This window comes from Dokdonella sp. GW821-FHT11D02, from assembly GCF_058808595.1.
Window position 1 is genome coordinate 4963925 of record NZ_CM179520.1, and the last position, 14838, is coordinate 4978762.

Genomic DNA, 14838 nt, shown 5'->3' on the forward strand with positions numbered 1-14838 from the left:
TCACGCCAGTACCCGTGGAAACGGCGACGGCGCCGCCGCGTTCTGCGCCTGCTTCGCGGCGAGCTTGCTTTGGATCTGATCGCGAAGCCGCGTCTTCTCGTAGTCCGCCATGGTCACGCCAGTACCCGTGGAAACGGCGACGGCGACGGTGTCGTTCGCCTGCAGCAAGACGGTGCTGGTCTTGGAGGCGTCGGCGAATTTGGCGCGCGGCGGCGACGAAGCGCAGCCGGCGAGAACAAGCGAGACGAACAACGCCCCGGCGCAGGCGCGCCGAGCGAGAGTGAGTTGCATAGGTTTTCCCCCAGTCCGATAGAAGCGGCACTTCTTCCCAAGAAACCGCTCGATCACTTTAGCAGTTGCCGCAGCCGACTTTCACGGCCATCGCCGCTTCGATCAGAGGAAGGAACCCTCTACGCGCGGCGTCGCAGACGGGCCGAAACCGTACTGCACTGCGGATTTCCTCGCGCTTGCGGCTGCTATTGGACGCAGCGGTGAACTTACGAGCCGATGCATCGAAATCGCTGTTGGGCGGCAGAAAAAAACCTATTGCGAGACTAGACTCCGGCACGCCAACCATACTATTGCGTATGGAGGCCACTTAGCCAGGAGAACCCCTCATGCGGCGGATCATCGTGTCGATGGTGTTGTGGGTGAGTTGGATGGCGGGCGCGGCGCCCGCCATCGCCGGCGGATTCGATGTCAGTTATCGATTGATTCCGGTCTACGACGGAGCCGTGGCCGGCGCCGTCGTGCTGACGCCGAAAGACCAGGGCCCGGGGCCGTTTCCGCTGCTGGTGATGCCGAGCAGCTGGGGCACGCCGAGTCTGGAGTACGTGCTGCGCGGCAGCGCGCTGGCGAGCCAGGGTTATGTCGTGATCAGCTACAGCTCGCGCGGCTTCGGTGATTCAACCGGTCAAGTCGACATCGCCGGTCCCGACACCGTCGAGGACGTCAGTTCGGTCATCGATTGGGCGCTCGCCAACACACCGTCGGACCCGAACGCGATCGGCGCTTCCGGCGTTTCCTACGGCGCCGGCATCAGTCTTTTGGCGGCGGAGCGCGATCCGCGTATCAAGGCGGTGGCGGGGCTCAGCGGCTGGGCCGATCTGGCCGCTTCGCTCGACGCCAATCGCACCGTCAGCCAGCAAGGCGCGCTGCTCTTGATCGCGGCCGGCGTGCTCGCCGGACGTCCCGGCCCGCTGCTGGCGGAGGCCGGCGCGCACATTCTCGTCGGCGATTTCGACGGCGGCGCCGCGGTGTTGCTGCCGCACGCGCCCGAGCGCAGCGCGAACACCGAGGTGGACTACCTCAACCAGAACGGAACCGCCGTGCTGCTGGCGAACGCCTACGGCGACGGCCTGTTCCCGCCGATGCAATACGTCGACTTCTTCAATCAACTGAGCGGACCCAAGCAACTGATGCTCGCGCACGGCGACCACGGCACGGTCGAGATTCCGGGCCTGCTCGGCCTGCCCAACGAGGTCTACGACGCAGTCGGGCGCTGGTTCGATCATCATCTGAAAGGGCTCGACAACGGTGTCGACGCCGAAGCGCCGGTGCGCCTGAAGACGCAGAACGGCGATTGGAACGGCTATGCAAACTGGGCCGCGGTGCAGGCGAACGCCACCACCTTCGGCCTCAGTCAACCGAGCGGCTTGTGGCCGACCGGCGCGCTGACCGCAGCGAGCAGAACCGGCTGGCGCTATCGCATCAACACCGGCGTGCCGACCGTCGCCGCCTCCGGCCCGATCTTCGTCGCCGGTTTCCTGCAAGGCCTCAGCGTGGCGCAGTCGGCGTCCGTACCGCTGATCTCGCGCCTCGACGCCGGCGTCTGGTCGGGACCGGTCTACTCCAGCGCCAAACGCGTGACCGGCGCGCCGAAGCTGCACCTGACGGTGACGCCGAGCCGCGCGAACACCTCGTTGTTCGCTTATCTCTACAGCGTCGATGTGCTCGGCAACGGCAGCCTGCTCACGCACAAGCCCTACAGCCTGCGCGACGCCACGCCCGGCGTGGCGCAGACGATCGACATTCAACTGGAAGCGACCAGCTGGGAGATTCCGGCCTGGCAGCAGCTGGTGCTGGTGATCGACACCGTCGACCTGCGTTACGCCGGCGTCAGTTCGCTCGGCGGCAGCGTCACCTTCAGCTCGCCCGCGTCCGATCCGTCGACGCTGAGCGTGCCGCTGCATTGATGCGTTCTGCGCGAGAGCGGCATTCGGCATCGAATGCCGCTCTCCTCGAGCTAGGCCGGCTCACATCTGCCGGAACAGATGCAGATAGCTGCGACTGACCGGCAACACCTCGTCGCGGCCCTTCAGATGGATGTCGGCGGTTTCGTTGTCGCCGCGCACGAGGTGGCTGATCGCACGCAGGTTGACCACGACCGAGCGATGCACCTGAGCGAACTGTTGCGGATCGAGCTGGGCGAGCAAGTCCTTCAGGCTCAAGCTGACCAAGGCTTCCGCCGGCTGACCGGCGTCGCCGCGCCAGGCGACGCGCGTGTACTTCGCATCCGAGCGCAGGAAATCGATCTCGTCGACCGCGATCAGGCGCAAGGTCGCGCCGACTTGCGCGCGCAGCCAGCGCAACGGCGCGGGCGCGGCTCGCCGCTGCAATTGCGCGGCGAGCTGTTGCAGCAAGGCATCGGTATCGGCCGCCGGCTGCGCCGCGCCGATGCGCTCCTTCAATCGCGCCACCGTTTCCGCCAGCCGCTCTATTTCGACCGGCTTGACCAGATAGTCGAGCACGCCCTGCGCGAACGCCTGCACCGCGTATTGGTCGTAGGCGGTGACGAACACCAGATGCGCGCGCCGGCCGATCGCGCGCGCGGCTTCGACGCCGGACAAGCCCGGCATCTGCACGTCCAGAAAACACACCTGCGGCCGCAGCGCTTCGAAACGCTCGATCGCCTCGCGTCCGTTGCGCGCCTGCGCGACCACGTTCAGCTCCGGCCAGATCTGGCCGAGCTGGCGCGCCAAAGCTTCGCGCAGCAGCGGCTCGTCGTCGGCGATCAGTGCGGTCGGGCCTCGGCTCATGGCGGATCGCGCAGCGGGAAGTCGACTTCGGCGCAGACACCGCCCGGCTGCAGTTCCGACAAGCGCAGCTGCGCATCGCCGCCGAAGGCGAGTTGCAGACGCTCGCGCAGATTCGCAAGCCCGGTGCCGAGACCGCCGCTGCCCGCGGCGAAACCGATGCCGGTATCGGCGACCTCGACATGGCAGCGTTCGCCCTGCACGCGCACGCGCACGTCGATGCGACCGCCCTCCTCGGCCGGATCGATGCCGTGACGCACTGCGTTTTCGACCAGGGTCAGCAAGGTCATCGGCGGACAATAACGCTCCAGCGCCGCCACGTCGGCTTGCAGAGTGAACTGCAAGCGATCGGGTATGCGCATCTGCATGACTTCCAGATAGGCGCGCACCAGATCCAGCTCCTGCCGCAGCGTCGCCGAGCTCTGCAGCCGCGGCACCGCCGCGCGCAGATAGGCGATCAAGCTCGCCAGCACGCGCGAGGCTTGCGCCGAGCCGCTGTCGACCAATTCGCGTACGTTGGCCAGCGTGTTGAACAGAAAATGCGGCTCGACCTGCGCCTGCAACAGCCGCATGCGCGCATCGAGCGCGCGCCGCTCCAATTCGCTGCGTTCGAGCTCGAACACCAGCCGCTGGCGCTCGGCTTCGCCACGGATTTGCCGCAGCAGCGCCGCCACCGCAATCCACGGCGTGATCAGCACACCGAGTGCGGTCAGCGAGCCGAAGCCGTTGAGGCGGTCACCGTCGCGCCACCACGAATGATCCAAGCCCAGGGTGGTGAGGCTGTAAGCGAGGAATGCGGCGAACGGCGCGATCAGTGCGACCATGACCACCTGCAGCGCCCAGCGCGCGATCCAGCGCGGCAACCGCCGTGGCCAGCGCTCGAACAAGCCGAACACCGTCAGCGCAACCAAGCCGACGATCCACAAGCGGCAGAGCACGACGAAGTACGGCGCCTGCAACCAGACCACGCGCAGCAGGAGACTGAAAGCGAGTCCGAGCAGCAGCACCGCGCGCAGGCGCCGCGGGCTGAAAACGCGGCTCAGGCCGCGCGGCGTCGGATCGGGGGATGACTCGGGCATGCGCAGAGGATAGTCAAGCTTCGGCCTGTCGGCAGCGTCATGGCTCGCGCGCCGCCGTCGCAGGCGGGCCATTCGCACCGGTGCGCCGCACGCGCAGCAGCCAGAACGCCATCACGGCGAGGATCGCCAGCTCCGGTACGAACAGCGCGAACGAATCGCGCAGGAACTTCGGAAAGATCTGCGGCTGGCCCAGAAAGAACGACGCGGCGGCGATCAGGAAAGCAAAGCACATCCGCCACAGATGACGCGCAAGACGAGCCGGGCCGGGTAGGCCGCCGCGGCGGATCGTTCTCGCGTCGCCGAACGCGGCGAGCACTGCGACACCGCCGAAGACGAAGTTCGGCGCCGCCGGCAAGCCGTCGAGCTGCCCGTTCGGATCGTGTACGGCGAGCCAGCCCAGAACCGCGAACGCCGCGACTACCGCGAGCGCCACCAGCAACGCACCGACTTCGAACGCGCCGCTTCGGTTCGGCGGCCGCCGCACCGCCATCCAAGCCGTGGCGACCAGATAGCAGGTGAACACGCCGACCACCACCGACGGCCGCTGCGGCAGGAATGCGGCTGCGACGGCACCGATGCCGGCCATAGCCAGCATCGAGACGAAGAACCAGGCGCCGGCGCGGCGATGCAGCGGCGAACCTTTTTTCGCGATCAACGTCAGCGTGCCCGACGCGAGGCCGACCGCGCCCGCCGTGATGTGCGTCGCCAGCACCAGCGCCGCCCCTGCGGCGGCGAACGCCGAGCTGCCGGCGGCCAGCTCGATGATCACGACGACTTCTGCACCGGCGCCGCGACACCTTTGAACAGGAACCAGAACGCCAACGCCAGCTCGAAGATCAGCATCGGCAACCACAGCAGCCAAGCCGCGGTCGAGCCCCAGTTCACCGCGTCGGCGAACAGACCCGCGCGCCGCAGCAGCAGACTCGCGACGAGCAAGACCGAAGCGAAGACGCCGAGCCGCGCCAGCCCCAGCGGCACCATCTGTCCGCGCAACAGCAACCACGAGAAGAGCGCGCTGCCGACCGCGAAGAACATCGCGCCGACGCCTTCGCCGCCTGGCACCGCCTCGACGATGCGACAGGCGAGGCCGAGCAGGGCGAGTTCGGCGTCTTGCGCACGCGTGAGCGCATACAGCGTGACGCCGAGAACCAGCGCCGAGAACGCCGCGAGCATCGACAGCACGCCGACCGCCTGTGGCTGACGGGCGAGCACGAGGCTCGCAATGCCGGCCGCGATATAGGCGAGAAAAGCGACGCCGGCGAGCCGCGCGTTGCCGGACCGGGTCACGATCCGGCTCCGGCGTTTGCAGCCAGCGCGAATTCGTCGTTGCGTAACCGTACGCCGGCACCCGCGCGCGCCGTCCACTTCACGGCGTCGATGCCCTTTACCAGCAGCCACAGGCAAAGCGCGCTTTCTCCGACCAGAGCCGGCAATCCGGAGTAGTCGGAGATCGCGTTCGACCACGTCGGTGACAGAATGCCGACGAAGCTTCCGCTCAGATAACCCAATCCGCCGAACGTCATCAGAATGCCGAGGATTCTCGGCAGGAAGCCGGATGCGAAGATCAACCCTCCGATCACCACGCAGTAGGCGCCGAAGAACACCAAGGCGACGTCGTAGCCGTGCGCATGCAATTTCAGCGAGAAGAGCGCCAAGGTTTGCAGTTGCTCGGCATCGAAGGAATTCAGATAGCCGCTGCCGGCCAACAGCAACAACGGCGCAATGTGGAAGAACGCGAGTGCCGCCTGCACGCCCACGCCGACCAGGCCGAAGCACGCCGCGAGCTGGGACCAACGCTTGCTCACTCCCTTGAACACGTCGTAGAACAGGAACGTGATCGCGGCGTAGCACAGACAGGCAAGCAGATCGGCCGCGAGACCCGCTCGATAGAGCGCCGCGTGCGCAGCGAGGTTGCTCGCGGTGACGGCCGCGTTGCCGTAATCCACCAGCTGGCCGCGCGCGACCAGTTCCGCGAACAGGCAGCCGACGATGACGATCAGATAGAGCGCGCCGGCCGCGCGCGCTTCGAGTTGCAGAGTGTTGGTGCGGTTCATTCCGTCGCCCTCACAGTTCCGGCAGCCACATGAACGCGGTCGCCGCGGCGACGCCGGCACCCATGACCAAGGTCGTGGCGAAGATCGCGGCAGCGGTCGCGTACTGCATGCCCGCGCGGCGGCTTTTTTGTGCGCGCAGGTAGAGTTCGAGCAGGCTCAATGGCCCGATCACGTAGACGGCGAAGGCGAGTACGGTCAGCGCCGGGCCGCTGAAGGATTTCGGATCGAAGCCGACCGGGCCTTGATTCACCACGATCCAGAACATCAGTCCGACGCGAAAAAACCAGACCCCACTGACGGCGAGGAAGAGGCGCAGGGCCCACGGCCGATGCAGGTCGTAGCGGCGCGCGCGCGCATGCCGCCACGCCATCGCGGCGCACGCGAGGATCGTGAGCGCGTTGAGGCTGATCGCGACGTGCTGGGAAAGGTCACCGACCGCGCCGCGCCCCCACACCATCGCCAGACCGCCGATGCTCATGATCGCGGCGGTTGCGAGATAAGCGCGCCCGGTCCAGCGATGAAACGCCGGCAGCGCGCGCCGGATCGCCGGCACCAGCTGCAAGAGTCCGCCGACCGTGATGACGAAGGCGAAGCTCAGATGCAGGCCGAGCACGATGTTGAAGAAAGTGTCGCCGGCGACGTAGCCGTGCGGCATCACCTTGTTCCACAGTTCCGGCCGCCCGGTCACCGTCGCGCGGCCGTAAAGACCGGCGATGTAGGTGGCGAAGATCAGCTGGCCGAGCGCCGCGATGGCGAACCAGAACGTCGCCGACGCGCGCAACGTGCGCGCGGCCAACGGCGGCTTAGTGCACCTCTGCGCAACGGAAGCAGCCTCGCTGCGACCTGCGGTAATCGATACGGCCTCGACCGATGCGTGCACGCTGGACCCCTGAACGATTCGACCGCGGCACTCTGGCCGCGGCCGAACCGGCTCGAAAGGGGTGCGCCGACCAACGACGGAACGGTCGTGACGAAATGCGGCCGGTGCCGACGAACGATGGCCGTTCGACCTACAGGAGCCCTCTTCCGCATCGCGCACTCCCGCGCCGCTCGTTGCCGAGCCGGCGCGTCAGCAGCGCCGGCATCTCAACGCCGCGGCGGATCGGGCACGAAGCCGCCGGGGAACGGTTGCGGCTCGGCCCGCGCGATCGGCCGCGGTACGACGCCTTGCGCGACCAGATTCGCGTAGCTGTCGTACCAGAGCGCCACCGTTTCGGCCGGCGCGCGCGAGGCGCGCACGAACGTGGTGGTGTCGACCCGCGCGTATTCGCGCGCGCCGTGTCCGGTACCCAGGCGCTCGCGGCGCGCGAGCGCACTCTGCTTCGCTTCCGCCTTCGGCGCCGACGCCTCGGCTTCGGCCGGGGCCGGCATCGGCGCATTCTGCGCATCCGCGGCGGCGCCGGCGGGCGCAGCGGCGCGAGCGGCGATCTCGTCGCGATTTTCGCGCCACGCCGGCGCGCGTTCGGCGAACACCGCGACTCCGATCACGCCGACATTCGCCGGCCGATCGGTACGTGCGGCGTAGCTGTTGGGGAGAGCGGTGAAGTTGAACTGCGCGATCTCGTCGAGGCTTTTGCGCCAGCCGGCGATCTCGGTGCTCTCCCACGCATCGAGCACGTAGCCCGACTGTTCCGGACTCGCCGTTTCGCCGCTGACCGCGTTGACGCCGTCGACGCTGAGCACGGCCAACACGCGGCCGCCGCTGCGGTTGCTCAAACGCACCGAGTAACGATGCCCCGGCGCGCCGGCGACGTAGAGCTTGCCGCGGCTCGAGTACGTCGGCAGGGTTTGGCCGGTGTCGCGGTCGACCACGGCGAGGTCGAGCAGGTTGCCGGCGCGCGCTGGCGGTGCGAACGCGGCAGCGAGGGAGATGAACAAGGCGGTGCAGAGCAGGCGTTGCATGGCGAACCTCCGGGTTGGATGTGTCGTGCAACGCCACACCATCGACAGCGGGGTTAGCGGCGAGTCCGGGTTGCCGCCGGCACAGCTTCCCTCTACGATTGCGCATAAGTCATGCGCATGAATCCTGAGGATCGATCATGTCGAACCCGGCCAAGAAAGCGACCAACCTAAGCATCCGCGCGGATCTGCTCGAGGACGCGCGCGCGCTCGATATCAATCTGTCGCGCGAATTCGAAAAGCATCTGGAAACCGTCATCCGCCAGCGCCGCGCCGAGCAGTGGAAGCGCGACAACCGCGAGGCGATCGAGGCGTACAACCGCCACATCGAACGCGACGGCTTGTGGAGCGACGAGTTCCGCACGTTCTGATGGCACGCCACGACGTCTACCTCAACGAACACGCGCAGAGCCGCAAGCGGCTTCCGTATTTCCTCGCCGTGCAGTCGGATCTGCTGGAAGGCCTGGCGACCGTCGTCATCGTGCCGCTGGGCAAACCCGGCGTCGTCGAAGGCAAGTTGGCGCAAACTCTCACTCCGCGCCTCGACGTCGAGGGCGAGTCGCTGGTGATGTACACACCGGAACTCGCCGCGGTGCCGGCCACCTTCCTGCGCAAGCGGATCGGCAACATCGATCAGCAACGCGACACGATCCTGCGAGCCCTCGATTTCCTCTTCAGCGGCATCTGACTCTCCATGCAGAAACGACGCATCCTGACCGGCATCACCACTTCCGGCACCCCGCACCTCGGCAACTACGTCGGTGCGATCCGCCCGGCGATCACGGCGAGCCGACGCGACGACGCCGAGTCGTTCTTCTTCCTCGCCGACTATCACGCGCTGATCAAATGCGACGAGCCGCAGCGCGTGCAGCAGTCGACGCTGGAGATTGCGGCAAGCTGGCTCGCCTGCGGCCTCGATCCGAACAAGGTGTTCTTCTATCGCCAGTCCGACATCGTCGAGATTCCCGAGCTGACGTGGCTTTTGACCTGCGTGACCGCGAAAGGTCTGCTCAACCGCGCCCACGCCTACAAAGCCGCGGTCGATGCGAACGACGAGGCGAAGGAAGATCCGGACGCCGGCATCACCGCGGGTCTGTACATGTATCCGGTGCTGATGGCCGCCGACATCCTGGTGTTCAACGCGCACGAGGTACCGGTCGGGCGCGATCAGATCCAGCACATCGAGATGGCGCGCGACATCGGCCAGCGCTTCAACCATCTCTACGCCAAAGAGCTGGCGCACAAGGGCGTCGCGTTCACGCTGCCGGAGGCGCGCGTCGACGAGCACGTCGCGACCCTGCCCGGTCTCGACGGCCGCAAGATGTCCAAGAGCTACAACAACACCATTCCGCTGTGGCTGCGCCCGAAGGAATTGGAGAAAGCGATCCTCGGCATCGTCACCGACTCGCGCGCACCGGGCGAGCCGAAAGGCACCGAAGGCTCGAACATTTTCGCGATCTACCAGGCGTTCGCCAGCCGCGAGGAAACCGCGGCGATGCGTCAGGCCTACGCCGACGGCATCGCTTGGGGCGACGCCAAGCGCAAGCTGTACGAGCGCATCGACGCCGAGCTGGCGCCGTTGCGCGAGCGCTACGACGCACTGATCGCCAAGCCCGAGCGCATCGAAGAATTGCTGCACGCCGGCGCGGCCAAGGCGCGCGCGCGCAGTCAGCCCTTCGTCGACGCATTGCGCTGGGCGGCCGGTATCCGCCGCCTGACCGATCGACCGCAAGCGCCCGCCGCGCGCACGTCGAGCGGCGCGGCGCTGCCGCAACTGAAAAGCTATCGCGAAAGCGACGGCAAGTTCTATTTCAAACTGGCGGCGGCCGACGGCGAACTGTTGTTGCAGAGCCGCGCCTTCGATTCGCCCAAGGACGCCGGCCGTCTCGCCGCCGCCCTGGTCGAAGCCGGCGACGACGGCGCTGCGCTGGCGCCTCTATTGACCCAAGCCGCAGCGGCCGAGGGCGCGCCCTCGCCCGAGGTGATCGCCGCCGCCTTGGCCGCGCTCAAGGCGGACAAACTGGCGAAGGCCTGAACCCGCGCCGTCGCGAACGCTTCGCGACGGTCGGCGTATCCTCCGATTCCGAAAATCCGAACCACCCAATCCTCGTGCCCGAACTCTCCTTCCGCCTGGTTCTCTTGCTCCTGCTCGCGCTCTACCTCGCCTGCGTGCTGTACGTGCACCTGCGCGGCCGGCAGCGGCTGAAATTCGGGCGCCAGCTGGTCGACCACTCCGGCATCTTCGCGCCGTACAACCTCTTGATGTACGCATTCTCGGCGGTGCCGGCCAAGCCGATCCTCGATCGCGCGAAATTTCCGCATCTCGACCTCTTGCGCGACAACTGGCAGCGCATCCGCAGCGAAGCCCTGCATCTGTTCGACGAGGGTTTCATCCGTGCGGCCGAGAAGCACAACGACGCCAGCTTCGCCTCGTTCTTCAAGGAAGGCTGGAAGCGCTTCTACCTCAAGTGGTACGGCGAGCCGCTGCAGTCGGCGCATACGCTGTGCCCGCAGACGGTCGCGCTGCTGGAACAAATGCCGTCGGTGAAAGCCGCGATGTTCGCCCTGCTGCCGCCGGGCAGCAAACTCAATCCGCACCGCGATCCGTTCGCCGGCTCCCTGCGCTATCACCTCGGCCTGGTCACGCCGAACTCCGACGACTGCCGCATCTTCGTCGACGGCGAGATGTACGCCTGGCGCGACGGCGACGACATCGTGTTCGACGAAACCTACGTGCACTGGGCCGAGAACCGTACCGAGCAGACGCGCGTGATCCTGTTCTGCGACGTCGAGCGGCCGCTGCGTACGGCGCCGATGCGCGCGATCAACCGCTTCGTCGGCCGCGTGCTCGGCCAGGCGACCGCGACGCAGAACGTCGGCGGCGAACGCGTCGGCACCGTCAATCGGCTGTACGCGCTGGCGCACCGCGCCGGCGAAGTGCGCAAGGCGTTCAAGCGGCGCACGCCGCTCGGCTACCGCCTGACGCGCGTCGCCTTGATCGCGGTGGTGCTTGGCTGGCTGCTGTTGCCGTGGATTCCGCTGCGCGCCTGATTCCGGCTCAGGCGCGTTTGCGCAGAAACAGGTGCGTCGCGCGCTCGCCGGCGAGAGTCTTCTCGCATTCGTAGCCGAGCGCGTGCAGGTCGATGTCGCCGAGCAGCGATTCGCCGCGACCGAGCAGGAGCGGGCGCTGCGCCAGATGCAGGTCGTCGATCAAGCCGGCGTGCAGGTATTCGCGCACCGTCGCCACGCCGCCGCCGAGGCGAATGTCGCGCTCGCCCGCGGCGGCGCGCGCCTGTGCCAACGCGGCGTGGATGCCTTCGGTGACGAAGTGGAATTTGGTGCCGCCTTTCATCGTGAACGAGGCGCGCGGGTGATGCGTCAGCACGAACACCGGCACGCGATACGGCGGCTCTTCGCCCCACCAGCCCTTCCAATGATCATCCGGCCACGGCCCGCGCACCGGCCCGAACATGTTGCGTCCGAGAATCCAGGCGCCGTGGCCGCGCATGCCCGCCGCGGCAAGATCGTCGTCGATGCCGGTCTCGCCGCCGTCCTGTCCCTGCATCGCGCGCCAGGTCCGCGTCGGGAAAAACCATTCCATCAGTTCGGGACCGCGCCGGCCGAGCGGATCGTCGAGGCTCTGTTCGACGCCGGCGCCATAGCCGTCGAGGGAGACCGAAAAACTCTGTACGCGCAACTTGCCCATGATTGGTGTTCTCGCTCAGGAAGGACATTCTTCGTCAAGACGACGATCGGGCAGGCACGCGATCGACAAACTCAGCGCGCGTGTCGACGGATTCAATCGCGCTTGGCGTCCGCCGCGACGATCGCGAGCGCATCGGGCTCGCGCCCGCTGGCCCAGTGCGTACGCAGCTTCCAGCCGTCGACGTCGATCACCGCGATACGGTCGCCGCCGCTGAGCGCGACGTAGGCACGCCGTCCGTCCGGATCGACGCGTACGCCGATCGGCAAGGCACTCTCGCCGAGCATGCTCGGCTTGTACGTCACCCCCGCCTCGCTCAAGGCCACGCTCGCGGCCAGTTTGCGTGCGGCGCGGTCGAACACGCTGAGCGTGGCCGCCTTCGCGTTGACGGCCAGCGCGTAGCGTTGGTCCGGCGTGAATGCGACGCGGATCGGAAACCCGACGCTCGGCAAGGTCGCGACGACTTTGAAGCTCGCACTGTCGACCACCGAAACGCTGTCCGCCTCGCGATTGGTGACCCAGATTTCGCCGCCGTCGCGGCTGATCGCGACACCTTCCACACCGGCGCCGGTGGCCAGATCGTCGCGCTTGGCGCCTTTGCGCAGATCGATGCGGCTGAGCAGGCCGGCGTTGACCTGGGTCACGTAGGCGTAGGCGCCATCGGGCGCGACCGCGAGCATGTGCGGTTTGCCCTCGCCGACCGCGATGCGGCGCACGACCTTGCCGTTCGCGACGTCGACTTCGAGCACGCTGCCGCTGCCTTCGGTGGTGACCAGCACGCGCTGACTGCCCGGCACGAAACGCAGGCCGTGCGGACGCGTGTTGCTGCCGAGATCGATCGTGCGCGCGAGCTTGCGCGCGCGCCAGTCGAACACGCTCAACGTATGGCCGGCCTGCTCGGCGCCGTAGTTCGCGACCACCGCGTAGCGGCGATCGGGCGACAACTCGATCTCGTGCGGCCCGACGCCGGTGGCGAATTCGCCGAGCTTGGCGCCGCTGTCGAGATCGAGCGCGCTCATCGATTGCGCGCTCTTGTTGCCGACCAAGAGCACGCCGGCGGCCGCGGCTTCGCTAGTCGGCAGCAACGCGGCCGCGAAGCTCAGCGCGAGCAAGGTTTTGAGCATCTTCATCGCGATCCTTTCGTGAGCGCTCGCGCGGCTGTGAATTCAGGCCGCGGCGGCGAAATCGGCGGCGGCCTCGGCGTCGAGCGCGTCGAAATAGTCGTGCGTGAGCCTTTGCTGCTCGTGCGCCGTCTCGGCGCGGTTCACCACCGCGCGGAAGGCTGCGTTCTCGGCGCGATCCTTGGCGTACCAGCCGAGATGCTTGCGCGCGATGCGCACGCCCTGCGGCTCCCCATAGAACGCGTACAGATCTTCGAGATGGCCGAGCAGGATGTCGCGCACCGCGCGCGGCGACGGCGGTGCCAGCGTCTGCCCGCTGGCGAGAAAGTGCGCGATTTCGCCGAAGATCCACGGTCGGCCCTGGGCGGCGCGGCCGATCATGACCGCGTCGGCGCCGGTGGCATCGAGTACCTCGCGCGCCTTCTGCGGCGTATCGACATCGCCGTTGGCCAGCACCGGAATCGAGATCGCGGCCTTGATCGCGGCGATGGTCTCGTACTCGGCCTCACCCTGGTAAAGATCGGCGCGCGTGCGCCCGTGCACGGCCAGGGCGGCGACGCCGGCGGCTTCGGCGATCTTCGCGATCGCCACGCCGTTGCGGTTCGCGCGGTTCCAGCCGGTGCGGATCTTCAAAGTGACCGGCACGCCGGCGGCGGCGACGACGGCGTCTAAGATGCGTCCGACCAGGGCTTCGTCCTGCAGCAGCGCGCTGCCGGACCAGACATTGCAGACTTTTTTCGCCGGGCAGCCCATGTTGATGTCGACGATCTGCGCGCCGTGCGCGACGTTGTAGCGCGCCGCCTCGGCCAGCATGGCCGGATCGTAACCGGCGATCTGCACGCTGACCGGGTCGGGCTCGCCGACGTGATCCATGCGCTTCAACGACTTGCGCGTCGTCCACAGGCGCGGATCGGCGGTGGTCATCTCCGACACCGCCAAGCCTGCGCCGAGCCGCTTGCACAGCTGCCGGAACGGTTTGTCGGTGACCCCGGCCATCGGCGCGAGCACGACGGGCGGATCGATGAGGTGGGAGCCGATGCGCATTCGCGCATTGTAGCGGCGGCGCTCGGGCTCCGCCCCACCGCGAAGCCGCGGAGCGCAACCGTACACGCGCCAGCCGGTAGACTTCGCGCCCATGACGGCTTCCACACTCCCGATGATCGTTGCAGACCTGCCGCCTTCTCCGCGCACGCCGGACGCAGGCCCGCGCTGATGGCTTTTCTCGAAACCCTGATCCGACTCTTCACCGAGCACGGCTACATCGCCGTGTTCGTGGTGCTCTTGATGAGCGGCTTCGGCATTCCGCTGCCGGAGGACATCTCGCTGGTCGCCGGCGGCGTCATCGCCGGGCTCGGCTACGCCAATGTGCACGTGATGTGCCTGGTCGGACTCGCCGGCGTCCTGATCGGCGACGTCATCATGTTCATGACTGGCCGCCATTTCGGCGCGCGCGCGCTGCGCATCCGCTGGGTGTCCTACCTGCTGACGCCGCGGCGCTACGCCAAGGTGCAGCACAAATACGCGCGCTACGGCAATCGTCTGATGTTCGTCGCGCGCTTCCTGCCGGGTCTGCGTACCGCGATCTACATCACGGCCGGCATGAGCCATCGCGTGTCCTTCGCCCAGTTCATCCTGTTCGACGGGCTCGCCGCGGTGATCTCGGTGCCGTTTTGGGTGTATCTCGGCTATTTCGGCGCCGAAAACCATCAATGGCTGGTCGCGTGGGTCAAGCGCGGCGAGAGCGTGATCCTGGTCGGCGCACTCCTTTTGATCGCGCTGGTGGCCTGGTTCTGGTGGCGGCGCAAGGGCCGTGCGCACGCGCGGCTGCGCGCCTTGCGCGCCCATCGCGCCAAGCGCGCGCAGCAGGTGGCCCCGCACGATCCGCCCGGCTGAGGCCTCGCCCGCCCCAGGGTTTTCCCCAATGTTCGCCGCGGCGCCGACGCCGTA

General features: G+C 67.5%; 17 protein-coding genes. 6 read left to right on the forward strand and 11 right to left on the reverse strand.

The window, feature by feature from the left end:
* Nucleotides 1-291, reverse strand: coding sequence for a hypothetical protein (locus tag AC3QL3_RS21025; protein ID WP_492896070.1), 291 nt, complete (start codon nt 289-291; stop codon nt 1-3).
* 326 nt (nt 292-617) lie between these two features.
* Between AC3QL3_RS21025 and AC3QL3_RS21030 the strand changes: the two genes are divergently transcribed.
* The gene (locus tag AC3QL3_RS21030) at nt 618-2195 is read left to right on the forward strand and encodes an alpha/beta fold hydrolase (protein WP_492896071.1); all 1578 of its coding nucleotides are present in this window, start codon (nt 618-620) and stop codon (nt 2193-2195) included.
* Between the two features lie 60 nt (nt 2196-2255).
* On the opposite strand, the gene AC3QL3_RS21035 is transcribed toward AC3QL3_RS21030, so the two are convergent.
* From AC3QL3_RS21035 to AC3QL3_RS21065, 7 genes are all read right to left on the reverse strand, one after another.
* A complete protein-coding gene (locus tag AC3QL3_RS21035) occupies nt 2256-3038 on the reverse strand; it encodes a LytR/AlgR family response regulator transcription factor (RefSeq protein WP_492896072.1) in 783 nt (260 codons plus the stop codon).
* Nucleotides 3035-4114, reverse strand: coding sequence for a sensor histidine kinase (locus tag AC3QL3_RS21040; protein WP_492896073.1), 1080 nt, complete (start codon nt 4112-4114; stop codon nt 3035-3037). Before AC3QL3_RS21040 ends, AC3QL3_RS21035 begins: the two co-directional genes overlap by 4 nt.
* A 37-nt stretch (nt 4115-4151) precedes the next feature.
* Nucleotides 4152-4967, reverse strand: coding sequence for a hypothetical protein (locus tag AC3QL3_RS21045; RefSeq protein ID WP_492896074.1), 816 nt, complete (start codon nt 4965-4967; stop codon nt 4152-4154).
* Nucleotides 4880-5401, reverse strand: a complete 522-nt coding sequence (locus AC3QL3_RS21050) for a DUF4386 family protein (protein ID WP_492896075.1) — start codon at nt 5399-5401, stop codon at nt 4880-4882. The genes AC3QL3_RS21045 and AC3QL3_RS21050 overlap by 88 nt, the downstream gene beginning before the upstream one ends.
* A complete protein-coding gene (locus AC3QL3_RS21055; protein ID WP_492896076.1) occupies nt 5398-6168 on the reverse strand; it encodes a DUF4386 domain-containing protein in 771 nt (256 codons plus the stop codon). Before AC3QL3_RS21055 ends, AC3QL3_RS21050 begins: the two co-directional genes overlap by 4 nt.
* A gap of 10 nt (nt 6169-6178) precedes the next feature.
* Nucleotides 6179-7048, reverse strand: coding sequence for a DUF2306 domain-containing protein (locus tag AC3QL3_RS21060; protein ID WP_492896077.1), 870 nt, complete (start codon nt 7046-7048; stop codon nt 6179-6181).
* A 206-nt stretch (nt 7049-7254) separates the two neighbouring features.
* The gene (locus tag AC3QL3_RS21065; protein ID WP_492896078.1) at nt 7255-8070 is read right to left on the reverse strand and encodes a hypothetical protein; all 816 of its coding nucleotides are present in this window, start codon (nt 8068-8070) and stop codon (nt 7255-7257) included.
* A 137-nt stretch (nt 8071-8207) separates the two neighbouring features.
* On the opposite strand from AC3QL3_RS21065, the gene AC3QL3_RS21070 reads away from it, so the two are divergent.
* From AC3QL3_RS21070 to AC3QL3_RS21085, 4 genes are all read left to right on the forward strand, one after another.
* Nucleotides 8208-8438, forward strand: a complete 231-nt coding sequence (locus AC3QL3_RS21070) for a type II toxin-antitoxin system CcdA family antitoxin (RefSeq protein ID WP_492896079.1) — start codon at nt 8208-8210, stop codon at nt 8436-8438.
* Nucleotides 8438-8755, forward strand: coding sequence for a CcdB family protein (locus tag AC3QL3_RS21075; RefSeq protein ID WP_492896080.1), 318 nt, complete (start codon nt 8438-8440; stop codon nt 8753-8755). The genes AC3QL3_RS21070 and AC3QL3_RS21075 overlap by 1 nt, the downstream gene beginning before the upstream one ends.
* A gap of 6 nt (nt 8756-8761) precedes the next feature.
* Nucleotides 8762-10102: a tryptophan--tRNA ligase gene (locus AC3QL3_RS21080; RefSeq protein ID WP_492896081.1), complete on the forward strand. Its 1341-nt coding sequence runs from the start codon at nt 8762-8764 to the stop codon at nt 10100-10102.
* A 95-nt stretch (nt 10103-10197) separates the two neighbouring features.
* Entirely contained in the window at nt 10198-11118 is a 921-nt protein-coding gene (locus AC3QL3_RS21085) for an aspartyl/asparaginyl beta-hydroxylase domain-containing protein (protein ID WP_492899007.1), read from the forward strand.
* A gap of 7 nt (nt 11119-11125) precedes the next feature.
* Here AC3QL3_RS21085 and AC3QL3_RS21090 read toward each other — a convergent pair whose 3' ends face one another.
* The 3 genes from AC3QL3_RS21090 to dusB all read right to left on the reverse strand — a co-directional run bounded on the left by AC3QL3_RS21090 (nt 11126) and on the right by dusB (nt 13935).
* Nucleotides 11126-11773 (reverse strand): dihydrofolate reductase family protein, encoded by a 648-nt coding sequence (locus AC3QL3_RS21090; RefSeq protein WP_492896082.1) that lies wholly within the window; start codon nt 11771-11773, stop codon nt 11126-11128.
* Nucleotides 11774-11865: 92 nt separating this feature from the next.
* Nucleotides 11866-12900, reverse strand: coding sequence for a YVTN family beta-propeller repeat protein (locus AC3QL3_RS21095; RefSeq protein WP_492896083.1), 1035 nt, complete (start codon nt 12898-12900; stop codon nt 11866-11868).
* 36 nt (nt 12901-12936) lie between these two features.
* Entirely contained in the window at nt 12937-13935 is a 999-nt protein-coding gene (dusB, locus tag AC3QL3_RS21100; protein WP_492896084.1) for a tRNA dihydrouridine synthase DusB, read from the reverse strand.
* A gap of 168 nt (nt 13936-14103) precedes the next feature.
* On the opposite strand from dusB, the gene AC3QL3_RS21105 reads away from it, so the two are divergent.
* On the forward strand, nt 14104-14784 hold the full coding sequence (locus AC3QL3_RS21105) for a DedA family protein (protein ID WP_492896085.1): 681 nt from the start codon (nt 14104-14106) through the stop codon (nt 14782-14784).
* Nucleotides 14785-14838 lie beyond the last annotated feature (54 nt).